The sequence below is a fragment of the Reyranella sp. CPCC 100927 genome (assembly GCF_007859315.1).
Taxonomy (GTDB): Bacteria; Pseudomonadota; Alphaproteobacteria; order Reyranellales; family Reyranellaceae; genus Vineibacter.
Window position 1 is genome coordinate 36,172 of the sequence record NZ_VOHA01000029.1, and the last position, 22,686, is coordinate 58,857.

The following is a 22,686-nucleotide window of genomic DNA, read 5'->3' on the forward strand; positions in this document are numbered from 1 at the left end:
ATTGGCAGGAGCGAATCATGAGTCGAACCAACGCGAAGCCCGCGTTCCAGGCCGATACGCTGGACCGTCTCCATGAGGACATGGAGAAGGCGCGGCTGGTGCCGACGTGGAAGTACGTATCAGAGTTCGTCTCGGCCAAGCCGAAGGTGACCTACCGGCCGTACCTCTGGCGATGGAGCGAGGTGCTACAGTATCTGTACCGTGCCGGCGAGCTGATCACGCCGGAGCGCGGCGCCGAGCGGCGCTCGATGGAGCACACCAATCCCGACCTGCGCGCCCAATACACGACATCGCACACCATCGCGACGGCTGTGCAGCTCGTGAAGGCGGGAGAGTCCGCGCCGTCGCATCGGCACATGGCGGGTGCCATCCGCTTTGCCGCGAGCAGCCGCGGCGGCCGAGTGTTCACCAGAGTCGACGGCGAGGCCCTGACGATGGAGGAGAACGACCTGCTGCTGACGCCATCGGGCATGTGGCACGAGCATGTCAACGACACCGAGCACGACATCGTCTGGCTGGACGCGCTGGACTATCCACTGGTCAACCTGCTTCAGGCGAGCTGGTTCGAGCCGTCCGATCCGGCCAAGCCTGTCCCCACCTATGCCGACGGCCATACGGCGGCGCGCCTGGGCCACGGCCGGCCCGTCGGCTGGGGCGACAACCCCGCCGGAACGCCGCGCATGCGCTATGCCTGGAGCGACATGCATGCCGCGCTTGAGCGGTTGTCCGGGGAGGAGGGCAGCCCCTATGACGGGGTGATCCTCGAATACGTCAATCCGCTCACCTCGGGGCCGACCCTGCCGACCATGTCGTGCCGCGCGCAGCTGCTGCGGCCGGGTGAGCACACGCGGGCCCACCGTTCGCTGTCGAGCACGATCTACTTCGTCATCGAAGGCGAGGGGACCAGCGTCGTCAACGGCGTGCGCTTCGATTGGGCCAAGGGCGACGTCTTTGTCGTGCCGAACTGGCATTGGCACGAGCACGACAACCATGGAACAAGACCGGCATTCCTGTTCTCCGTGACCGATCAGCCCGTCATGGAGAAGCTCGGCATGTTCCGCGAGGAAGCCCATCCGGACGGCGACGGCCGGCAGGCCATCGTTGGCTCATTTCAGCCGGTCTAGGCGTACGCAGACCCAGCCGATGCCTCCCAACACAAAAAAGGTGCTGTCGGTCGTCGAGCCGGCGGCCATTGCCGGCCCTGGCCGCAACACGGTCATTCGCATCGCTGGGCTGAGCAAGCGGTTCCTCACCGACCGGGGCGAGTTCGAGGCGCTGCGCGGCATCGACCTGGCGATAGGAGGGGGCGAGTTCGTCTGCCTGCTCGGCGCCTCGGGATGCGGCAAGACGACGTTGCTGCGCATCCTCGCAGGACTCGATCGGCACACCGATGGCGTCGTCGAGATCAGGGCTGCGCGGTCGGGGGAGCCGCTCACATCGGTCGTGTTCCAGGAGCATTCGATCTTCCCGTGGATGACCGTGTGGGACAACGTCGCCTATGGCCTTCGCGCGCGCAGGCTCGACAAAGCAACCGTGCGCGAGCGCGTCGACTTCTTCGTGCACAAGGTTGGCCTGACGAGCTTCGCGCGGTCCCTCCCGCACCAGCTTTCGGGCGGCATGAAGCAGCGCGTGTCGATCGCGCGGGCCTTCGCCAACGACCCCGAGATCCTCCTGATGGACGAGCCGTTCTCGGCGCTCGACGAGCAGAACCGCGCGATCCTGCAGGAAGAACTGCTGCGCATCTGGAGCGATACCCGCAAGACCGTGGTCTTCATAACCCATTCGATCGACGAGGCAGTGTTCCTGGCCGATCGCGTGGTCGTCCTTGGAGGTCCGCCCGGTCACGTCGTCATGGATGCGAGAGTGCCTTTCGCACGGCCGCGCAATGCCTATGAATTGCGTGCCTTGCCGGAATTCGGAGCCCTGGTTGCGGACTTTGGCGCCCACATCAAGGCGGGTATGAATGGCCAACGCTAATCGCAACAGGGCGGCAAGCGACGCGGACGGCCTCGTCCGTCTCCCGGCCGACCCGGACATCGGCCAATCGGTCCGGCGGCGCGCGCGCCTGGAAAAGGCGCTCGGCATCCTGAGCCCGTTGCTGATCCTGGTGCTCTGGGAGATTGTCGTCCGTGCCGGGCTGCTCGACGCGCGCATCGTGCCCGCGCCCAGCATGATTCTCGAGACGTTCAAGTCGCTGATCGAGAGCGGCGAGCTGGCGCGCCATGTCGGCGTTTCGTTGACGCGGGTTTTCGTCGGGCTGCTGCTCGGGGCGATGCCGGGCCTCGTCGTCGGCACGCTGATGGGGCTCTCGCCAATGACGCGCGCCATCGTCAGCCCGATCGTCGCCTCGTTGTATCCCATCCCCAAGATCGCGATCTTTCCGCTGGTCATGGCCATCTTTGGCATCGGCGAGCTCAGCAAGTACGTGCTGGTCGCTATCGCAGTCTTCTTTTTCATGGCCATCAATTCGTTTGCCGGTGTGGCCAACGTCGATCGGATCTACTGGGACGTCGGCCGCAGCTTCGGCGTTTCGCGGTCCCGCGCGATCCTGACGATCGCCCTGCCGGGCGCGCTGCCGATGATCCTCGCAGGTCTTCGCCTCAGCCTTGGCGTGTCGCTGCTGGTGCTGGTCGGTGCGGAGTTCGTCGGCGCCAAGAGCGGCATCGGCTACCTGGTGTGGAATTCGTGGCAGGTGTTTGACGTCGAGTCGATGTACGCCGGCATCGTCGTCATCGGCCTGCTCGGCTGGGCCTTCTTCGCCGTGCTGGACGAGCTGGAGCGGCGGCTAGTGCCGTGGGGCCCCGGCAATCGGCGTTAGCGCGGAGATGGATATGTTCAAGCTGTTCACCTACTGGCGGTCGTCGACGGCCTATCGCGTCCGCATCGCGATGAACCTCAAGAGGCTTGCCTACGAGCCGGTGTACGTCAGCATCCCGAAGCTGGAACACAAGGCGCAACCCTACCTGGCCGTGAACCCGCAGGGCCTCGTCCCCGCGCTGGTCGAGGACGGCAAGGTGGTGGCGCAGTCGCTCGCCATCCTGGAATACCTCGAAGAGCGGACGCCGCAGCCGGCGCTGCTGCCCGAGGGGCGATATGAACGGGCCTACGTGCGGGCGCTGACCCAGATCGTTGGTTGCGAGATCCATCCGCTCAACAATGTGCGTGTGCTCAAATACCTGGAACAGCGGCTGCAGGTGTCGGCCGACGCCAAGCTGGCGTGGTACCGCGACTGGATGGCAGAAGGCCTGGCATCGTACGAGGCGACCCTGCAGGCGTGTGCGATGGCGGGCGACTTCTGCTACGGCGACCAGGTGACATTGGCCGACGTCTGCCTGGTGCCGCAGATTTACAATGCGCGGCGTTTTTCCTGCCCGCTCGACGCCTATCCGCGAACGATGGCGATCGCCAGCCGCTGCGAACGGCTCGAGCCATTCATCCGCGCCTTCCCGGACACCCAGGAAGACGCCGTTGTTTCTTGAGTGAGGAGACGGACAGAGTGAAAAGACAGAGAATCTACAGCGAGCAAGTTGCCGAGCCGAAGCCGCGCCTGTGGTCGAACTGCCTGCGGGTGGGCGATGTGGCCTATGTTTCCGGCATGACGGCGCGGGCCAAGGACGGCGAAACCGTGCTCGGGGAAGAGTACGAGCAGTCGAAGGTGATCTTCGGCAAGATCAGGGACCTCGTCGAGGCCGCGGGCGGCAAGATGGACGATGTCGTGAAAATGACCATCTTCGTCACCAACATCGCGAAGAACACCGAAGTGTGGCGCGCCCGCAGCGAATTCTTCAACGGCGACTTCCCGGCCTGCAGCCTGGTCGAGGTGAGCAATCTCGCCAAGCCGGAGATCCTCGTGGAGATCGAGGCGATCGCCCATCTCGGCAGCAGCTCGCCTTGAGGCGAGCGCGCAGAGTTGGTCAGCCGCGTAGCGTGGGCAAGCCCGCATTCCGCATCGACATTCACGGCATAGCGGACTTCATCACCCGCTATCCGGGCGTCGATGTCGGGCGCCTCGGCCTGCTCGGCATCTGCGGTGGCGGCGGATACTCGTTATCAGCGGCGAAAACCGACAAGCGTTTTAAATCAGTTGCAACATTGAGCATGTTCAACTCCGGGCGGGTACGTCGCAATGGCTTTGCGGTTCGCAACTGGCCACGATCCAGGAGCGCCTGCGTCAGGTTTCGGCGGCCCGTGCCCAGGAAATGGCGGCCGAGAAATCATCTATGGAGGTGCCGCCAGCTTGTCGGATGCGCAGATCGCCGCACTTCTGTTTGAAATGTATCGCCAAGGTTACGAATATTATTGGAAGACGCACGCACATCCCAACTCGACCTTCAAGTACACGATGAGCAGCTTGCTCGACCCGCAGATATCGTAATCATGGACAACCTCGCGGCTCACAAGGTCGCCGGCGTCCGCGAGGCAATCGAAGCGGTCGGCGCGACGCTGCGCTACCTGCCGCAGTACTCGCTCGATCTGAGCCCGATCGAGATGTCGTTCAGCGCTCTCAAGGCGCATCTGCGCAAACTGGCCGAGCGGACAGTGCCTGTATTGTGGCAACGCGTCGGGCAGTTCGCACGTTGCCTGAGCCCACAGCACGCCTCTAACTACTTCAGGCATGCTAACTATGCATCCAATTGAACGGAATATGCTCTAGTATGGCCCGATCGACCGGTAAAGCGGGGGCAACAATGGGCGGTGGTGTACGGGGTCTCGCGGCGGTGGCCATACTGGCGGGCCTGACCGCCTGTACGGTCAACTACGGGCGGCAGGCCACGCTCGTGACCACATCAGGCGACCAGTTGTCCGCCAACGCCGGCGATACGGTGATGGATGTCCGCATCCTGCGCGGCGGAATCAGTGCGTTGGCGCTGGTCGACCACGGCGGTAGCGAAGCCCAGCGGGTGATCGTGCGCTTCACCGGCGCCCAGGGCGGCAAGGCCGTTCTGGTGCGCAACGACCTGGTGATGAGCGGCGACAATCCCCTGTTGTGGGTGCCGGCCGGTGTTACCTCGCCGGAGGCCAACTACGCAGCGGCAGCGCAACCCATCACCTTGGTGCTGGGACCGGGCGAGTATCTTCCCTTGGAAGGCCGGCGCCTTGTCGTGCGCCGGGTCAGCCGCGATACGCTGGAGTACACGGTCGAAGCAATCCAGCCGGACGCGCGGTAGCGGGCACGCCGCCTCTCAGCTTGTTGTCGCAACCGGCCTGCACTTGTGGAAATTCTTGGCGATCTTGGACTCCGTGACCTTGCACGTGGGGCACGTCCACGTTTCACCGATGCTCTTGGATGGCAGCCGCGGCTTGTTTTGGTCGAGGTATCGGGTCCGGGCGCCGGCAAAGGCCTGTCGCGCCGATTGCTGCAAGCCTTGCATCAACGCCTCAAGCTGGATCGGAAAGTGCGAACCATAGATTGCCGTCTGTGCGCTGCGTGATGGCAACACGCGCGTCGTCTTGAAGTCGACGTCATACAGCGTCACGGCGCCGGCGCCTGATGCGTCGGCGTCGAAGAAATACTTCCGCGTGACCTCAATCTCGGCCAGGATATCCTCGATCGGGATCTGGGCGACGGCAGCCTCGGGAAATGGATTGCTGACATGCAATCGCTTCTGCCAAGCCTCGGTGTTGAACGCGACGGTGTTGTCGACGCGCACGATGTAGACCCGGATCTCATTCTCCAGATGGTCGATTTTCCGCGGACTGCCCCCTTCAACCACCCGGATCTTGAGCCAATGACTGGCGGCTTCCCGTTTGTCTTCGGCGGTCCAACTGCTGAACGGTTTGAACGCCAGACGGAACGTCGCTGCATCGCTGAGCAGCGGATAAGGCATGATCTCGCTGAACAGCTTGGCGACGCTGACCACGGAATGCAGGCAGTTGTCCTTGTTGTGGCCTTTGCGCAGGAACAGCGACCGCGCATAGACGTCCAGCGACAACGGATGCCAGGGCAGGTCGAGGCCGAACTCGCTGTAGACGGACTGGCCGGACGAGCGGGCGCGGCTGTGAAAGCCGCCCTGCTCGACGAGCTTTTCGTAAGGCCGGCCGTCGGCGCGAAAGCCGATGGCGATCGACCATGCCTGGCCGCGCCGATTGAACTCCAGATTTTTGATGAACACGCTGCGCGCGTCGATTGCCTTCTCGGCGCGGATGCCGGCCGGACTCGACGACAGGAAACCGTCCAACGCGATCCGTTGAAATCCCAGGACGAGCAGCGTAGTCAGGATCTGGCGCCGGCGATGATCGTCCATCCGCGCCAGATCGGGCGACGGCGACCATGCCGTGCCCGTCTTCGTCAGCACGGCAAGGAATGCGTCACTCAAGCGCGTCTTGTCGCCGTCGGTGAGATCGTCGACCTGGCGCGCTTCTTCCCAGAAGTAGTTGAACCAATAGCCGAAGCTCCGCTTGTCAGTCCCACCGAAGGGATTCGCAACATCCTTGATCTCGGCCCATCGGTCGGCCCGGTTGTTCGGCGCCGCTCTGAGGTTCGGCGGCATGGTGTTCACGACGGGCGCTTGATAAATCGGTCGCATCGACGATCTCCTGATGCGCGCGATACGCGCGGAGGTGTGCGCTGGCCGGCTATCGAGGGGCACACTGTTCTGTCGCGTCGGCGACGTCCCCTTCGCGTGCTGAATGCCGAACTGTATGCGCTTGCGGCGAACACCAACGTTGTTAAAAATTCTTAAATTGGTTCCGCCTACGCTGCCATCTCCAGCCGGGGATAGTCCGTGTAGCCTCGCATGTCGCCGCCGTAGAACGTCGTCGTGTCGGGCACGTTCAGCGGCGCGTTGCGGGCGAGACGCTCGACGAGATCGGGATTCGCCAGGAACGCCCGGCCGAAGGCGATCAGATCGGCGCGGCCTGTTTCAATCGCCGTCATCGCGAGGTCGCGATCGTAGCCGTTGTTGGCCATGTACATCCCTTTGAAGGCCCGGCGCAGCACTTGAACATCGTGACCGGGCTGCAGGTCACGCGATCCGCCAGGATGGCCTTCGGGCATGTGCAGGTATGCCAGAGGATAATCGTTCAACCGCTCGATGACGTAGCCGAACGTCGTCATCGGATCGCTGTCGGTCATGTCGTTGGCCTGGCTGAACGGCGCCAGGCGCAAGCCCACGCGGCCGGGCCATTCGGCGCTGACGGCTTCGATGACGTCGAACAGGAAACGAGCGCGGTTGGCCAGCGATCCACCGTAGTCGTCAGTGCGCCGGTTCGTGCCGTCCTGCAGGAACTGATCGATCAGGTAGCCGTTGGCGCCGTGGATCTCGATACCGTCCAGGCCGGCCTCGCGAGCGTTGCGCGCGGCAAGCGCGAAGTCGCGTACGATGGTGCGGATCTCATCGACGTCAAGCGCGCGCGGTTGGCCGGCAGCGATGAACTGCGTGCCGTCGAAGACGCGGGCCTTGGCTTGCACCGCCGAGGGAGCCACCGGCGCTGCCCCGCCGGGGCGCAGGCTTGCGTGCGAGATGCGGCCGACGTGCCAGAGCTGGGCGAAGATGCGTCCGTGACGCGCATGAACGGCCTCGGCGATCTGGCGCCAGCCATCGATCTGCTGTGGCGTGTACGTGCCGGGCGCGCGCACGCCACCGACGGCGTCGGCGGAAATGTCGGTCGCTTCACTGATGATCAGGCCGGCACTGGCGCGCTGGGCGTAGTACGTGGCGTTCAGCGCCGTCGGTGCATTGGTGCCGGCAGCCGCGCGATTGCGGGTCAGCGGCGACATCACGAGGCGGTTGGGCAACGTCAGCGTGCCGATCCGCAACGGGGAGAACAGGGTGGTCATGGCGGGTACCCTTCCAGTGGAACAGGCCGGCGACGGAGCCGGGATGTCCGGAAGGTATTCGCGCCAGAGTGCGCTATAAATACGCCATGGATCCCATCACTGGGGACTGTCAGTCGCCAATTCGGCATCAGGCGGCAGCTCAAAAGTGGCATCGTAGCGAAACAGCACACCGGCCAAGGGGTGCCGGATGACCATGCACATGGTGAAGCGAGTCTCGTCCACCGGGCGTTCTTCGACATAGGCCTTGCCGAACAGCAGGCCGAGTGGGATGGGCAGACGCCATCCCAGGATGCGCCAGATGTAGCCGGCGCTCCTGAACACCAAAGCCCCGTCCTCGGCGCCAACGATCAGCCGCATGCCGACGCCGAAGCGCACGAACTCGATCACCTCGTTGTCTCGCACGTGTTCCATGTGCGAGCGAAAATGAAAATCGGTGCGATCGTCGATGTGAAAGACTCGATCCCAGTAGATGAAGGCGTCGTCTGGCCGGCAGTTGTAGTGCACGTCGATGGGAACATCCTTGCGCCGATAGGGGACGATGGCACCGAACAGCAGGCCGAAAGGGATGAGCAGCTTGGCCACGGCGGCGTGATGGATTTCGTGCATGACGCCGCGCACGGTGATGCGGTCGTCCGAGTATGGGCGCAGAAAATAATGGCGCCGGATCACCGCGCCGAGGCGGTTCCAATCGTTACCCAGCACCTGCTGGAAAGCAGGCAGGTCCGGTTTCATACTGGCCAATGATAATGCTCCGGCAACGTGTTCATTCGCGTCAAGCCAGAGAGTATAAACGGAACAACGTCACCCCTTGCCTCAAAGGCGAGGGGATCATCAGGAGAACTCCATGCCTGCCGATGTCGGAAAATATCAGGACCTGCTGACCACCGCCAAGGCGCTTGCCCATTTGGCAACGCGCATGGCGGACGGTTCACCGCAGGTCACGCCGGTCTGGTTCGATTGGCTTGACGGCAAGGTCCGGGTGAACACGGCGCGCGGCCGGGTCAAGGACAGGAACATGCAGGAAGGTAACCCGGTGGCGCTGTCGATCGTCGATCCGGCCAACCCGTATCGCTACGTGCAGATCCGCGGCACCATCACGCGCCGGACCGAGACCGGCGCCGAGGATCACATCAACCAGCTCTCGCGGAAGTATACCGGAGATACCTACAAATTCGGCCAGCCCGGCGATGTGCGCGTAATGTGTGAGATCACGCCGACGTCCGTCTCCGGCATGGGCTGACTGGGTATTTTCCCCATGATCCCGGCGAGCGCGAGCACGCTCGCCGGTCGTGCCGGCGCACCGCCTATCCGTTGTTGACGATCGCCGCGGCGCGTTTCTGTTCCACAACAGCAAGGGCGCGGTCGCGCGCCTCTTCCAGTCGCCGGATGTCGATCTGGCAGAACTCGCGCTGTTGCGGATTGCACTTGTCATTGACGGCCTTGATATCGGCCGTCACCAGTTCCTTGATTTGCTCGGCAATGCGCGTGAAGTGCGCATCGCGGTCCGACGGTGTGCGGAACGGCGGCGGCGCCATCACGATGATGTTCCGCTCCGGATAGTAGTTGTTGGCGCCTGACGATGCATCGACGGCGGCGCCGATCAGGCCGCCCATCAGAATGTTACCGAGCGTCGCGCCACTGAAAGTCGGTTCGATGATTTCGGTGGTCTGCTCGGAGCCGGCACCGGTACATACCACCGTCAGGGGGTCCTTGCGCCGCAGCACCCTCAGCTTGCCTGGCGTTTTAGTGATACTACCCAGGCTGCCGTCTCCAGAACGCGATACCGCGCACTGGGCGCCCTCAGGATAAGTGACGAACGTCAATTCCTGGCTTGTGCCGGACAAGACCGTAGCACACGACCCCAACAACATCGCCGTCGCCACACCGGCGGCGATGCCCAAACCCTTGAGATACATGAAACCCTACTTCCCCAGTGACCCAGCCTTCTTCGGAGGCATGTTATTCAATCTAACAGTGTGGAGAGCGGGTCGCTACATCTTTTGCGCGCAGGTGTGAATTCTTGCGATCAGCCGCCCTGCTCCTGTACCGCTTGGCGTACATTCGGACGTGCTGCCATTCGATTGCGGTGATCCATGATGCGCGGCAGGCGGGTGACATCGACGCCATCCGCTTCCAGCCAGCGGGCGAGCGTGTAGAGATAGGGATCGCAGATCGAGTACTGGTCGCCCAGGACCCATGGTCCCTTGAGCATGGTACGTTCGATCAGGTCGAAGCACCCGAATACGCTCTCCGGCACTTTCCGCTTCATGGCTTCGATCGCAGCCGCGTCGTCCGCCCACCGATAACCGCGCATGCGATGGGCATGCGCGACATGAACGGTTGAGCACAGATAGCTGTTGAACGCCTGGGCCTGGGCGAAGGCAAAGGGATCGGTCGGCGCCAGCACTGCAGCGGGGAACGATTGCGCGATGAAGGCCAGGATCGCCGGCGTTTCGGTCAGTACCCCCTTGTCCGTCACCAACGCCGGCACGCGCCCCTTGGGATTGACGCGCAGGTAGTCCGGCGATTGTTGTTCGTTGGCGGCGAAATCGATTCGCGTAGCTTTGAACGCGGCACCGGCGTCGATCAGCGCGATGTGGCTGGCCAGCGCACAGGTGTTGGGCGTGTAGAAAAACGTGAACACGGCGATCTCCCTGGTCTGCGGGCTAGTCCGGCGATGGCGCCAGTCGACGGGTGAAAAATGCCAGGATTTCGTCGCGCGCCGCAATCGTTGGCTGACCGGCCGTGTCGATGAGGTGGACCGTCACGACGCTGTGCGGGCTCGTCACGTGACGTGCGAAGAAGGGCGGCACATCCGGGTTGGCGGCGCTGTCGGGCAGCACCCGGCTGACGAAGCGCTCGCCGAGTGCGGCGGCGTAGGCGGCGAAGCGCTGGCTCCGACAGAACGAGTCGCCGTCGAACCTGTACGCCAGCACCGTGAGGTCTTCCCGTTCGAGGCGGGCACGCACGGCCGCGGCGTCCTCGGGTGCGATCTCGATGCCGGCCGGATCGTTGAGCGGCAGCGACGGCTGGCAGAGGACAGGTGCCAGCACCGATGGCTCGAGCATCATCGTAAGCGCGAAGTTGCCGGTGAAGCACATGCCGATGGCGCCGACGCCCGGGCCGCCGCATTGCTGGTGCGCCAGCCGGGCGAGCGCCATCAGCCACCGGGTGACCGGGCTCGACTGATTTGCGGCCAGCGCGCGAAACTCGGCGCTGACGCAGGCACGCTGGAACACGGCGGCGCCTTCCGCCGCCGCCGGCATGGCGCCGTCGCGGCCGAAGAGCGATGGCATGTAGACGGTGAAATCCGCATCGCGAACCCAGCGCGCAAATCGTGCGACGTGCGGACTGATGCCCGGCATCTCGGTCATCACGATGACCGCCGGTCCGGAACCCGCGACATGGACCACCTTGGTCGTACCCTCGAGCGTGATCGGCCGGTGCTCGAAGTCCTCCAGGCGATCGTCCTCATTCAGATTCCGACTTGTCATGGGTGCCACCGTTTCTTCCCAGGCATGGCGGCCATGTTTGCCCGCGCAGGTACGTATCGGCTAGTGTCGAATTCGACATTATTCAGGGTGAATCCGCCACATGACACGTACCCTGGTTCTGGCGTTTCCGGATGGCTTGGCGTCGAGCCTGGCCATCACGCTCGACGCCCTCGAGACGGCGAACCACATCAGCCGCCAGGGTGGGCGTCGCCCGCCGTTTCAGGTGCAGACAGTGCCGTTGCGGCGAGCCGGGCCGGTGAAATTCACGCACGGCGATCTCCTGATCGTACCGGGACTGGGCGGTACCTCGGAGCAGGAGGTCATCGCACGCCTCGCCACGTTGCCGGCGCGGCGGGCAATCGACCTTGTCGGCCGCGCGAGCAAGGCGGGCGCGTCCATCGCGGCTTCATGCGCCGGTACTTTCGTGCTGGCTGAAGCAGGCTTGCTGTCGGCGCGGCGTGCCACGACGACCTGGTGGCTGGCAGCGCTGTTTCGGCGTCGGTATCCCGACGTGCGCCTTGAGCCGGACGCGATCGTGATGCCGGATTGGCCGTTGGCGACGGCCGGGGCGGCCATGGCGCAGATGGACCTCATGCTGTCGATCATCGCCAAGTTCGCCAGCCCGGCGCTGTCGGCTGCCTGCGCCCGCTATCTCGTGCTGGACCGGCGGCGCTCCCAGGCGCCCTACATGGCGCTGGCCTTCCTGGCAGGCCAGGACGAAACGGTCGCGCAGGCTGAAGCGTGGGTACGCCAGAACATCCGCAAGGACTTTTCGGTCGATGCGGTGGCGGATGCCGTGGGCCTGTCCCCGCGCACCTTTGCGCGTCGCCTGGCGGCTGTCTGCGGCCTGTCGCCGATCCGATTTGTCCAGCGGATCCGGATCGAGGCTGCCGAGGTGCTGCTGGAGACGACGCGCCTGCCCGTCGATGCGGTTGCCCGCCAGGTCGGCTATGCCGAACCCTCGACGTTGCGGCGCCTGATTCGGCGGGAGGCACGGCGATCTCCGGCCGAGTGGCGGCGCGGGCGTGTGATGCCGAGTGTCCGGCAGCCACCGGCATAGCAAACGGATATCGCTGAAATAAGCAAAGGCGCGCTTCAATAGTGCGCGGATGACGCCAATATGAAGGGGACTGCGAGGCGTTACACAGGACGGTACGTCCGATGAAGCTGATGATCGATGGGGTTTGGCGCAGCGATATCGCGCCGCCGCCTGAACTGGCCGCCCAGCGTGCGATCCACGACGGTCGCTTTCGTCACGTGGTCATGCCGCACCGGCCGTCAGCCTTTGCGGCCGAAGCCGGTCGCTATCACCTCTATGTCTCCTACGCCTGTCCGTTCGCACACCGCACGCTGGTGGTGCATGCGCTGAAACGACTGCGGGACATCGTGCCGATATCGATCGTGGATCCCATCTGGGACACACCCGACGGCTGGGCGTTCGGCGCCTCGCCCCTGTCGACACCGGATCGGGCCGGCAACGGTTTTCGCTTCCTGCATGAGGCCTATCGGGCATCGCATGCGACCTACACCGGGAAGGTGACGGTTCCCGTTCTCTGGGACACAGGCACGCGACAGATCGTCAACAACGAGTCGATCGAGATCGCGCGGATGCTGAACGCGGCGTTCGACACGGTCGGCGCCGATCATGGCGTTGATCTTGATCCGCCGGCACGCAAACCCGAGATCGACGCATTGAGCCTTCGGATCGCGGAAAAGCTATCCAAGGGTGTTTACGCGGTTGGGCAAGCCCGGGATCAGGGCGAGTACGACCTGTCGATGGGATCGCTGTTCGGCTTCCTCGACGAGATGGAGCGGTTCGTGGGTGACGGCCGTATGTTCCTGCTGGGAGACCAGCCGACATTGGCCGACGTTCTGATCTTCACGCCGCTGGTCCGCTTCGACGGTGTCTACAATCCGCTGTTCCGCGCCAGTCGAAAGCGCCTTGTCGATTATCCGGGCCTGGCTGCGCTCACCCGGCGGCTCTACGGCCTGCCGGGCGTCGCCGACACCGTGCGGTTCGACCATATCCTCACCCACTACTACGACGGTGACTGGGGCGTCGTAAGCCGGCGGGGCATTACACCGGAGGCGCCGGCGATCGACTTCCGCACGACGCCTTAGCCGTCACAGCGACGCGCGATGCTCGCGAAAGGCGGCGGCCAGGGCGCGCAGGGCGGCGCGGGAGCGCGGGTCCGATACGGTGGAGTGCAGAACGACCGCCGCCGGCGGCAGTGACGGAAGACCCAGCTGCGCGCCAACCTCCACGGCACCGACGGGCGCGATGGTGCGCGCCATCGCCGCCACCGCAAGTCCAGCCGACACCGCCGCCGTGACGGCGGCCATGCCACCGCCGACGAACACTTCCGTCCAGACGATACCGGCGTCATCCAGCAGGCGGGTGGCGATGGTGCGAACGCCGCACGTCTGGGCGAGCGATGCCAAGCGTAGCGGATCGCCGTCTCGACGCACGAAGGTGGGCGCTGCGAACCAGCCGAAGCGTTCCTGCGCCAGGACGTCGCCGTCGTGCCGATCGCTCTCCCGTCGCACGATCGCAGCGTCCAGGACACCACGGTCGAAGGCGTCGAGCAGACTGCGCGATGACTCGATCCGGACCTCGATCAGCAGTGCCGGGTCATGCGCGTGCAGACGGGCCAGCAGGATGGGAAGTTCCGTACTGGTGAACTGATCGGTGATGCCGAGAACGAAGCGGCGCGGCGTTGAGGAAAGCCCGGCCAGGGCACGCTGGTGCGCGGCCACAAACTCGCGCGCGGGCCCCAGGAACGCCGCGCCGCGCGACGACAGGCGCACGAGGCGGGGCGTGCGTTCGATGAGCCTTTCGCCCAGTCGTTCCTCCAGTCGCTTCAGTTTGACACTGACCGCGGCCTGGGAGGTGTCGAGCGCTTCGGCCGCGCGCGTGAAGCTCTGAAATTCGGCCACGAGAACGAAGGCCTGCACGGCATCAACGTCGAGGGTCGTCATTGTTCATATTGGAATGTTATCTCTGATATAGATAAACATCACATTCAGTTATTGTCAACGGATCACTAGGTTTGGGGCCGACACATGAGGCGCGGCTGAAATCTGAGGACAGCGCGCGCCGACAAACCTCTGAGGTGGACGGATGACGGGCTGGCACTATGCAACCCTGACTGAAGCGGCCGATGCCATCAGGTCGCGGAAACTGTCTTCGGTGGAATTGACCGACGCGCTGCTGGATCGCATCGCGCAAGTCGATCCCACGCTTCATGCCTACGCGACCGTAACGCCGGAGGTCGCCCGGACACAGGCGCGTCGGGCCGACAAGGACCTTGCCGAGGGCCGCGATCGTGGGCCGTTGCATGGCATTCCCATCGCGGTCAAAGACATCTGCAACACGGCCGGCATCGTCACGGCCGCCGGCATGCCGATCCATGCCAGCCACGTCCCGGATTTCGACGCGACCGTCGTCAAGCGCCTGGCCGACGCCGGCGCGGTGCTGCTGGGCAAGCTGCAACTGACGGAAGGTGCCTTCGCCAAGCACCACCCTGGCATCGCCGTGCCGCGCAATCCCTGGCATGCGGCGTACTACGCCGGCGCATCGTCCAGCGGTTCGGGCGTGGCGACCGCCGCCGGTCTCGCGTTCGGTGCGATCGGCAGCGATACCGGCGGCTCGATCCGTTTTCCCGCCGCCGCCAATGGCATCACCGGGCTGAAGCCGACCTGGGGCCGCGTCAGCCGCCACGGCGTATTCCCGCTGGCGCCCAGCCTCGATCACATCGGACCGATGACACGGTCGGCCGCCGATGCGGGTGCCATGCTGGGCGCAATTGCCGGCCACGATCCGAGTGATCCGACGACGCTCGTCGCGCCGGTGCCCGACTATCTTGCCGATCTGGACAAGGGTGTCCGCGGCCTGCGAGTCGGGATCGATCTGTCCTATGCCGAAGACGGTGTCGACGCCGACATTGTCGGGGCGCTTCGCGACGCACGACGTGTGCTGGAGGACCAGGGCGCGGTGATTCGTGACGTGCGGGTTCCGGATCACGACGCGGTCACGGCGGCGTGGGGATCGCTGGCCGGTGTCGAGACCGGCATCGTTCACGCGGCGACATATCCTGCCCGGTCTTCGGACTATGGCCCGCCCGCCAGCGGCACGATCGCCGGCCTGATCGAGCATGGTCGCACCGTTACGGCGATCGATCTGATGAACATCCACTATGCCCGGCTGGCCTTCGGCGGCGCCTTGGCCGCGCTGTTCCGCGACATCGACCTGCTGCTCATTCCCACGCAGCCGCTTGCCGATTTCACGGTAGCGCGGGAAGCCGCGCTCTTCACGCAGCCGGACGAGCTTGGCGCGTTCCTGCGTTTCGCGGCACCCTTCGACATGTCCGGCAGTCCGACGCTCACGCTGCCGTGCGGCTTCACGGCGAGAGGACTGCCGCTCTCGTTCCAACTCGTCAGCCGGCACCTCGATGAAGCCCTGCTCGTGCGGGCCGGTCACGCCTACCAGCAGGCCACCGACTGGCACCGCAAGCAGCCGCTGCGGTGAGGGGCGCATCATGAGCACGACAACACTCGAAAAGCCGGCCGGCGCACAGGCAGATGGCGATCCGCGACGATGGCTGGCGCTGCCTGTCCTGCTGACGGGGGCGTTCCTGCCTATCCTCGACTTCAACGTCGTCAATCTGGCACTGCCGGCCATTCGACAGGATCTCGGGGCGACATCGAGCGACCTGCAGTTCGTCATATCGGCCTATGCCGCGACCTACGCCGTGTTCCTCATCACCGGCGGGCGGCTCGGCGACTGGCTCGGCCGCAAGCGCCTGTTCACGCTGGGCGTCGTCGGTTTCACGCTGGCTTCCGTCCTGTGCGGAACGGCGTGGTCGCCGGATGTGCTGATCGCCGGCCGCATCCTGCAGGGGCTGGCCGCGACCATGATGGCGCCGCAGGTGCTGGCCTCGATCCGGGTGCTGTTTCCGGCGGCCGAACAAGGGACGGCACTCGGTCTCTACGGTGCCACCTTCGGGTTGGCCAATATCGCAGGACAGATTCTGGGTGGCGTCCTGGTGTCGTCGCAGCCGTTCGGCCTCGCATGGCAGGCGATTTTCCTGGTGAACGTGCCGATCGGCCTTGCGGCCTTCATCGGCAGCCTGCTCTTTCTCGGTGATTCAAAAGCCGACCACGCGCAGAAACTCGATGTCGGCGGCGTCATCCTGCTGTCGGCGACGCTGGGCCTTCTCGTCTATCCCCTGGTCGAAGGGCGGGAGATGGGATGGCCATTCTGGATCATCGCGATGCTCGTGGCGTTCCCGATGGCGCTGATCGCCTTCGTCCAGTTCGAGCGCCGGTTGATCAGGCGTGGCGGGTCGCCGCTGGTGGACATCGGCCTGTTCCGGCAGCGCGGCTTCGCAATCGGTGTGGCGATGGCGCTGCTCTACTACATGCTGTCCTCGTTCTATCTGACCTTCTCCGTCTATCTCCAGGCGGGCCTGCACCTGGCGCCGCTGGATGCCGGCCTGCGAACGCTGCCGTTCGGCGTTGGATACTTCCTCGCATCGTTCGCCGCGGCCGGCATCATGCAACGCCTGGGATCGCGCGCGCTCACGCTCGGATTCGCCATCCAGGTCATCGGCTTCGGTGCGGTGACCCTGGCTGTCGCAGGATCGCGTGCGGGGTACATCGACGCGGGGCTTGTCGTGGCCGGCATCGGTTTCGGCATCGTGATGCCGTCGGTCATCAAGGCGGTGATCGGCGGTATCGATCCGCGTCATGCCGGCCTTGCTTCGGGAATCGTGATCTCGACGTTCCAGATCGGCGCCGCACTCGGGGTTGCTGTGATCGGCGGCATTTTCTTCAACGTGCTCGGATCGAGGCTCGATCTGGCCGCTCACGCGCACGCTTTCAGCGTGGCGCTTGCCTGCAATGTTACGTTGCTGGTGATCGGCGGCCTGCTGTCGCTCTGGCTGCCGAAAGGGGATCATGCGTGATCAGCGTCTGCATGCGCTGCGACCCGTAATGCCGGGGTGCGAACGTGCCGTGGGGTTCTGGCGATCGCTGATCGTCGGATGGGGAAAGGGTGCCGATTGTCCTTGTGGCGCGTCGTGGAGAGGCCCACAGTGAATTTGTCGGTATAGGGGCCGACCGCGTGTGGCGTGCTCCCCTGCGAGGAGCGATGCCTATGGTCACCGGCACATTTGTAACACCAGCCCCGTGGGGCATCGGGCCGGGTCCGGCCAGGCTGTACTCGATCGCGGGCGCCTTGCATGCTGTCAGGATGTGGCTCGACCTGACGCCGGATCGACCTGACACGAGGCGCGAACGCGAGCTCATGCTGACCTTGCGCGACCTGCTCGCGGCCATGCCCATCAGCGTTACGGAGACCGACCGTCAATCGGCCAAGCGTGCGATCAAGGGCATGGTGACGTATTCGCGCAGCCGACTGGCCGAGAGCCTGCGGGTCGAATCGTACCTTCGATTGGTGCCGAGGCGTTCGGTCAGCATGGTCGAATAGCCCCTCAAGCCACGACTGAGAATACTGAAATTGGTGCCACGTTTTGCCGCGAGGTAACGGCTGCCATCGCGCGCAATGACCTGATCGCATTGTCGTATGCGCAAAATGCCGGCCGCATCACGGGTATGCATCGCGAGACTTTCCTGATCGTCGTGCAGAGGCATCGGTGGTTGCCCGAAACTTGCATGGGCTGGTAATGGTTGGTCGCGCCGGCCGCCAAGCCCGCGTTCTCCGCCTCATCATATCCTCGGGAAGTTCGATGCATCATGAAGCCACGCTGATCGCGACCGTTGCCATGGGCTTCGTTCTTGCATTTGTATTCGGTTTCGCCGCCAGCAGGCTGCGGCTTCCCCCGCTCATAGGCTATCTGGTCGCCGGCGTCGCCGTTGGCCCCTTCACGCCGGGCTTTGTCGCCGATGCCGCGCTCGCGGCGCAACTGGCGGAGATGGGCGTCATCCTGCTGATGTTTGGCGTCGGGTTGCATTTTTCCGTGGCGGACCTGATGGCCGTGCGGCGGGTCGCGATCCCCGGCGCCATCGGCCAGATTGTCCTGGCGACGGCATTGGGTGCTGGGCTCGCCATGGTCTGGGGCTGGAGCCTGGGCGCGGGCCTCGTGTTCGGTCTCAGTCTGTCGGTCGCCAGCACGGTCGTTCTGTTGCGCGCCCTTGAGGACCGAAACGCTCTCGATCACCCGAACGGACGCATTGCCGTTGGCTGGCTGATTGTCGAGGACCTGGTGACCGTGCTCGCACTGGTCTTGCTGCCGGCGCTTTCGGAATTGCTCGGCGGTCGCCCGGATCCGCATGCAACACCAGGCGGCAGTGTGCTGTTGACGTTGGGCATCACGCTTCTGAAGGTGGCTGCCTTCGTTGCCCTCGCGGTGGTTCTCGGGCCGAAAGTGGTTCCCTGGCTGCTCAAGCAGGTCGCGCGTACCGGCTCCCGCGAACTCTTCACTCTGTCCGTTCTGGCGATCGCCATGGGAATCGCCTACGGCTCGGCCGAGCTGTTCGGTGTGTCCTTCGCGCTGGGCGCATTCTTCGCCGGCGTCGTGCTCAACGAGTCCGAGTTCAGCCATCGTGCGGCGGCCAACTCGCTGCCGTTGCAGGATGCTTTTGCCATCCTGTTCTTCGTATCGGTCGGCATGCTGTTTGATCCCTCGATCGTCGTGCGCGAGCCATTCGCGATCATTGCCGTGTTGCTCGTGATCGTGCTGGGAAAGTCCATCGCTGCCCTGGGGGTCGTTGTCGCGCTGGGCTACCCGGTCGCGACGGCGCTCACCGTCTCCGCGAGCCTGGCGCAGATCGGCGAATTCTCCTTCATCCTGGCAGGGCTGGGAAAAAGCGCGGGGTTGCTGCCGCAGGAAGCCTTCGACCTGATCCTCGCCGGCGCCCTGCTGTCGATCACGCTCAATCCTGTGTGCTTTGCCGCCGTCGACATGCTCGGTCCGCGAATCGCCGCCGTCAAATCCATCCGCAACTACGGCGCGCGACGACTGGCGGCACTGCAGACCCAACTTACCATGCTGCGCGAACGGACCGAGGCCCGTGAAGAGGCACGCAGCCTGCAGATGAAGAACCTCGTCGATCTCTTCCCGATCTTCGGGCATCTCGATCATCAGGCGCGCGAGGAGTTGCTGGTGCTGTTCCAGCCGCGCATGGCTTCGCCGGGCGATCGTGTGCTGCGCAAGGGTGACCGGCCGGACGCGGCATATTTCATCTCGGAAGGCGCCGTGCAGGTAGACGTCGGCAACCGCACGATACGCCTGGCGCAAGGCGAATTTTTCGGGGAAATGGCGCTGCTCAGCGGCGAACGGCGATCAGCTGACGTGACGGCTGTCGATTTCTGCAAGTTCCTCACGCTCGACAGGCGTGACTTTCGGACGTTCCTCGGTCGTTACCCTCAACTGCGCGCACATGTCGGCGAACTCGCCGCCGAGCGGGCGAGGGCGAACAGGGCCGCCACGGAGGCTGCAGCCGCAACGTCGTGAGCGGGTGCAAACAGGCTCTATCGTGAGAGCGGCTGGGTATTCAGCAGTCTTTTGATTCGTTCCTCGACGTCTGCGACGTCATAAGGCTTCGGAACAACGCCGTCCTCGGTGTACACGCCTGAGGTGAGGAGGACGGGAACCTCCGGGCGGTGCCTGCTGACCCATCGCGCGAGGCCAAAACCATCGACGTTGCCCGGCATATGCACGTCCGAAAACACCACGTCGACATCGCCGACTGTTTCGAGCGTTGATATGGCCTCGTCGCCGGACGTTGCTTCGACGACCGGGTAACCCCTGTCGCGGAGAAAGTCCGCAATGGTCATGCGCAACAGCCCGTCGTCCTCGACGAGCAGAATGCTCGGGGCATTGGTTTCCGATCTGAGATTCGACATGGCGACACACTCTGGCGGTTCAAGAATCCAACGGCAGACGGAAAGGCCAGTTCCCGGGCTGTTGGACACCGCTGCGGCGTAGCTCGCGCTTACCGATGGGACGACGTGCATCACACTGACGCGGGTCAGCGCGTGGGCCGATGCGCAACGTCGAGAATGGCCGCCATGCCGGCGCGCACGGAGCGTGTCGTCTTGCGGCGCCGTTCGAGCGCAAACAGAAGGCAGGAGCGGCCTGTCACCTGGTAGATCGCGCCGAACACATGAGGTGTCTGCTTGATCACGGTCGGTACGTTCGTATCGATCAGGCATTGCCAGCTGTCGCCCTCCGGCACCGCGGGCAGGGTGAAATCGACGACATCGTGATAGGCGTTGAGGATCAGCAGCAGTGTCGTGTCTGCGCCGCGACGCCGGATGCCGCTGGGCTGGGCGCGGCCGTCAAGAACCAGCCCCAGGCACCGCGCCTTGGCATCCTGCCATTGCTCTGGTGCCATCTCGACGCCGGCTGGTGAGATCCAGGTCACGTCCTTGACGTCCAGCTCCTGGTTGTACTCGCCGATGAGAAACCGGCCGCGGTGAAGAATGGGATAGGCCTTGCGCAGCGCGATCAGCTTGCGCACGAAATCGATCAACGCCTTGCCGTCCGACGTGATGTGTTCCCAGTCGACCCAGTTGACGTCGTTGTCCTGGCAGTAGGCGTTGTTGTTGCCGCCTTGACTGCGCCCGAACTCGTCTCCCGCCAGGAGCATCGGCGTCCCTTGCGACAGCAGAAGCGTCGCCAGCATGTTTCGCTTCGTGCGTTCGCGTAGGGCCCTGATAGCCGGATCGTCGGTTGGTCCTTCGTGGCCGTGGTTCCAGGCGTGATTGTTGCTGTGACCGTCGCGATTGTCCTCGCCATTGGCCTCGTTGTGCTTGTCGTTGTAGGAGACGCAATCGTGCAGCGTAAATCCATCGTGGGCCGTGATGAAGTTGACCGAGGCCCAAGGCTTGCGACCGCGCCGGTTGAAGTTGTCTTGCGAGCCGGTGAGTCGCTTGGCGAGGTCTGGCAATACGTCTTCATCGCCCTTCCAGTAGGCTCGTACCGTGTCGCGGAACTTGTCGTTCCATTCCGCCCACCCCGGTGGAAAATGGCCGACCTGGTAGCCCCCGGGGCCGATATCCCAGGGCTCCGCGATCAGCTTCACCCGTGACAGGATGGGATCCTGCCGGCAGCTGTCGAGGAAGCCGCCACCTTCATCGAACCCGTGCGGCTCGCGCGCCAGGATGGTCGCCAGGTCGAAGCGAAAGCCGTCGACACCCATTTCGGTGACCCAGTAACGCAGGCTGTCGGCCACCATCTGCAGGACCCGCGAGTGGCTGAGGTTGACCGTGTTGCCGGTGCCGGTGTCATTGATGTAGTAGCGCTTCTTGTCGGGCAGCAGCCGGTAGTAGGTGGCATTGTCGATGCCCTTGAGCGACAGGGTCGGGCCGAGCTCGTTGCCTTCCGCGGTATGGTTGTAGACGACATCGAGGATCACCTCGATGCCGGCGGCATGGAACTGGTTCACCGCTTCCTTGAACTCGTTGACCGACGTGGTCGAGAGATAGCGGGGGTCGGGTGCGAAGAAACCGATCGAATTGTAGCCCCAGTAGTTCCGTAGCCCCTTCTTCAGCAGATGATCGTCATCGACGAAGGCGTGGATGGGCAGCAGCTCGATGGCCGTCACGCCCAGCGATCGCAGGTATCCGATCACGTGCGGATCGGCGAGCCCTGCGAACGAACCGCGCAGTTCCTGCGGGATGCGGTCATGGCGCATCGTATAGCCACGAACATGCATCTCGTAGATGATCGTGCGATCCCAGGGCGTGGCGGGTTGCCGTGCCGCGCCCCAGGTAAAGGCAGGGTCGATGACCCGGCACTTGGGGACGAACGACGCACTGTCCCGCTCATCGTAGGAGAGATCCTTCTCAGGGGACTCGAGATTGTAGCCGAACAGTTCCGGTCGCCACTGCAGGCTGCCGACCAGCTGCTTCGCGTAAGGATCAATCAGGAGTTTGTTGGGATTGAAGCGATGCCCGGCCTCCGGTGCGTAGGGACCATGCACGCGATATCCATAGGTCGTGCCGGGCCGCGCCGTGGGCACGTACCCGTGCCACACTTCGTCGGTATATTCGGGCAGCTCGATGCGCTCGATCTCGGTGCTGCCGTCGCTGGTGAACAGGCACAATTCCACCTTGGTGGCATGGGCGGAGAACAACGCGAAATTGACGCCGAGGCCATCCCACGTGGCGCCGAGCGGAAACGGCAGGCCTTCGCGCAGGCTTGACCGCATGACGATGATCTGAGGCGCACTGGGAGAGACGTTCATGATTCTACCCGGCTGGAAGTGGCAGGCGGCCTGACGACAGGAATGGCCGGAAGACGATCTTCCGAGCATGGGCCTCGAACCTTACGCGCGCGTATGGTGAAGGTTGCGCTTGGCTGGGGAGCGCGACCCTCTGCCGCCAATACTGTTGACGCGAGAACGGGGAACCATGCTTCCGCTACGACGTCCTAACAGCAGGTC

The 22,686-nt window shown here is 64.2% G+C and carries 22 protein-coding genes and 2 pseudogenes; 15 read left to right on the forward strand and 9 right to left on the reverse strand.

Annotation, left to right across the window (positions count from 1 at the left end):
• Positions 1 to 17 precede the first annotated feature (17 nt).
• The 8 genes and pseudogenes from FQU96_RS37580 (at position 18) to FQU96_RS37615 (ending at position 5,168) form a co-directional block, all read left to right on the forward strand.
• Positions 18 to 1,124, forward strand: coding sequence for a cupin domain-containing protein (locus FQU96_RS37580; protein WP_146546556.1), 1,107 nt, complete (start codon positions 18 to 20; stop codon positions 1,122 to 1,124).
• Between the two features lie 40 nt (positions 1,125 to 1,164).
• The gene (locus tag FQU96_RS37585) at positions 1,165 to 1,977 is read left to right on the forward strand and encodes an ABC transporter ATP-binding protein (protein WP_255468796.1); all 813 of its coding nucleotides are present in this window, start codon (positions 1,165 to 1,167) and stop codon (positions 1,975 to 1,977) included.
• Positions 1,964 to 2,818 (forward strand): ABC transporter permease, encoded by an 855-nt coding sequence (locus FQU96_RS37590; protein ID WP_146546558.1) that lies wholly within the window; start codon positions 1,964 to 1,966, stop codon positions 2,816 to 2,818. The genes FQU96_RS37585 and FQU96_RS37590 overlap by 14 nt, the downstream gene beginning before the upstream one ends.
• Positions 2,819 to 2,831: 13 nt before the next feature.
• Entirely contained in the window at positions 2,832 to 3,479 is a 648-nt protein-coding gene (gene maiA, locus FQU96_RS37595) for a maleylacetoacetate isomerase (RefSeq protein ID WP_146546559.1), read from the forward strand.
• A 17-nt stretch (positions 3,480 to 3,496) separates the two neighbouring features.
• A complete protein-coding gene (locus tag FQU96_RS37600; RefSeq protein ID WP_146546560.1) occupies positions 3,497 to 3,895 on the forward strand; it encodes a RidA family protein in 399 nt (132 codons plus the stop codon).
• A gap of 17 nt (positions 3,896 to 3,912) precedes the next feature.
• Positions 3,913 to 4,360 (forward strand): annotated as a pseudogene (locus FQU96_RS42950) (alpha/beta hydrolase); the annotation flags it as partial.
• A pseudogene (locus FQU96_RS37610) lies at positions 4,357 to 4,555 on the forward strand (transposase); the annotation flags it as partial. The pseudogenes FQU96_RS42950 and FQU96_RS37610, both read left to right, overlap by 4 nt.
• 133 nt (positions 4,556 to 4,688) lie before the next feature.
• Positions 4,689 to 5,168 carry a hypothetical protein gene (locus FQU96_RS37615; protein ID WP_146546562.1) on the forward strand — a complete coding sequence of 160 codons (480 nt, stop codon included), beginning with the start codon at positions 4,689 to 4,691 and terminating at the stop codon, positions 5,166 to 5,168.
• Between the two features lie 15 nt (positions 5,169 to 5,183).
• Here the strand turns inward: FQU96_RS37615 and FQU96_RS37620 are convergent, their stop codons facing one another.
• The 3 genes from FQU96_RS37620 to FQU96_RS37630 form a co-directional block, all read right to left on the reverse strand.
• The gene (locus tag FQU96_RS37620) at positions 5,184 to 6,527 is read right to left on the reverse strand and encodes a hypothetical protein (protein WP_146546563.1); all 1,344 of its coding nucleotides are present in this window, start codon (positions 6,525 to 6,527) and stop codon (positions 5,184 to 5,186) included.
• Positions 6,528 to 6,694: 167 nt separating this feature from the next.
• Positions 6,695 to 7,780, reverse strand: coding sequence for an alkene reductase (locus FQU96_RS37625; RefSeq protein ID WP_146546564.1), 1,086 nt, complete (start codon positions 7,778 to 7,780; stop codon positions 6,695 to 6,697).
• Between the two features lie 96 nt (positions 7,781 to 7,876).
• Positions 7,877 to 8,512 carry a DUF4166 domain-containing protein gene (locus FQU96_RS37630; protein ID WP_146546607.1) on the reverse strand — a complete coding sequence of 212 codons (636 nt, stop codon included), beginning with the start codon at positions 8,510 to 8,512 and terminating at the stop codon, positions 7,877 to 7,879.
• Between the two features lie 112 nt (positions 8,513 to 8,624).
• Between FQU96_RS37630 and FQU96_RS37635 the strand changes: the two genes are divergently transcribed.
• Positions 8,625 to 9,020, forward strand: coding sequence for a PPOX class F420-dependent oxidoreductase (locus FQU96_RS37635; protein WP_146546565.1), 396 nt, complete (start codon positions 8,625 to 8,627; stop codon positions 9,018 to 9,020).
• A gap of 64 nt (positions 9,021 to 9,084) precedes the next feature.
• Here FQU96_RS37635 and FQU96_RS37640 read toward each other — a convergent pair whose 3' ends face one another.
• The 3 genes from FQU96_RS37640 to FQU96_RS37650 form a co-directional block, all read right to left on the reverse strand.
• The gene (locus FQU96_RS37640) at positions 9,085 to 9,696 is read right to left on the reverse strand and encodes a hypothetical protein (protein ID WP_146546566.1); all 612 of its coding nucleotides are present in this window, start codon (positions 9,694 to 9,696) and stop codon (positions 9,085 to 9,087) included.
• 110 nt (positions 9,697 to 9,806) lie between these two features.
• Entirely contained in the window at positions 9,807 to 10,424 is a 618-nt protein-coding gene (locus FQU96_RS37645; protein ID WP_146546567.1) for a glutathione S-transferase family protein, read from the reverse strand.
• Between the two features lie 22 nt (positions 10,425 to 10,446).
• Positions 10,447 to 11,274 (reverse strand): dienelactone hydrolase family protein, encoded by an 828-nt coding sequence (locus FQU96_RS37650; protein ID WP_146546568.1) that lies wholly within the window; start codon positions 11,272 to 11,274, stop codon positions 10,447 to 10,449.
• 100 nt (positions 11,275 to 11,374) lie between these two features.
• Here FQU96_RS37650 and FQU96_RS37655 point away from each other — a divergent pair, with 100 nt between their 5' ends.
• Both FQU96_RS37655 and FQU96_RS37660 read left to right on the forward strand, forming a co-directional pair.
• Entirely contained in the window at positions 11,375 to 12,334 is a 960-nt protein-coding gene (locus FQU96_RS37655; protein WP_146546569.1) for a GlxA family transcriptional regulator, read from the forward strand.
• A 101-nt stretch (positions 12,335 to 12,435) separates the two neighbouring features.
• Positions 12,436 to 13,395 carry a glutathione S-transferase C-terminal domain-containing protein gene (locus FQU96_RS37660; RefSeq protein WP_146546570.1) on the forward strand — a complete coding sequence of 320 codons (960 nt, stop codon included), beginning with the start codon at positions 12,436 to 12,438 and terminating at the stop codon, positions 13,393 to 13,395.
• 3 nt (positions 13,396 to 13,398) lie between these two features.
• Here the strand turns inward: FQU96_RS37660 and FQU96_RS37665 are convergent, their stop codons facing one another.
• Positions 13,399 to 14,253, reverse strand: coding sequence for a LysR family transcriptional regulator (locus FQU96_RS37665; protein WP_146546571.1), 855 nt, complete (start codon positions 14,251 to 14,253; stop codon positions 13,399 to 13,401).
• Positions 14,254 to 14,464: 211 nt separating this feature from the next.
• Between FQU96_RS37665 and FQU96_RS37670 the strand changes: the two genes are divergently transcribed.
• The 4 genes from FQU96_RS37670 to FQU96_RS37685 all read left to right on the forward strand — a co-directional run bounded on the left by FQU96_RS37670 (position 14,465) and on the right by FQU96_RS37685 (position 19,751).
• On the forward strand, positions 14,465 to 15,802 hold the full coding sequence (locus FQU96_RS37670; RefSeq protein WP_370461640.1) for an amidase: 1,338 nt from the start codon (positions 14,465 to 14,467) through the stop codon (positions 15,800 to 15,802).
• Positions 15,803 to 15,812: 10 nt separating this feature from the next.
• The gene (locus FQU96_RS37675; protein ID WP_146546573.1) at positions 15,813 to 17,240 is read left to right on the forward strand and encodes an MFS transporter; all 1,428 of its coding nucleotides are present in this window, start codon (positions 15,813 to 15,815) and stop codon (positions 17,238 to 17,240) included.
• A gap of 191 nt (positions 17,241 to 17,431) precedes the next feature.
• Positions 17,432 to 17,764, forward strand: coding sequence for a hypothetical protein (locus FQU96_RS37680; protein WP_146546574.1), 333 nt, complete (start codon positions 17,432 to 17,434; stop codon positions 17,762 to 17,764).
• A 259-nt stretch (positions 17,765 to 18,023) separates the two neighbouring features.
• A complete protein-coding gene (locus tag FQU96_RS37685) occupies positions 18,024 to 19,751 on the forward strand; it encodes a cation:proton antiporter (protein WP_146546575.1) in 1,728 nt (575 codons plus the stop codon).
• A gap of 17 nt (positions 19,752 to 19,768) precedes the next feature.
• Here FQU96_RS37685 and FQU96_RS37690 read toward each other — a convergent pair whose 3' ends face one another.
• Together FQU96_RS37690 and glgX are read right to left on the reverse strand one after the other, a co-directional pair.
• On the reverse strand, positions 19,769 to 20,143 hold the full coding sequence (locus tag FQU96_RS37690; protein ID WP_146546576.1) for a response regulator: 375 nt from the start codon (positions 20,141 to 20,143) through the stop codon (positions 19,769 to 19,771).
• A 125-nt stretch (positions 20,144 to 20,268) separates the two neighbouring features.
• Positions 20,269 to 22,488, reverse strand: a complete 2,220-nt coding sequence (gene glgX / locus FQU96_RS37695; RefSeq protein WP_146546577.1) for a glycogen debranching protein GlgX — start codon at positions 22,486 to 22,488, stop codon at positions 20,269 to 20,271.
• Between the last annotated feature and the right edge of the window lie 198 nt (positions 22,489 to 22,686).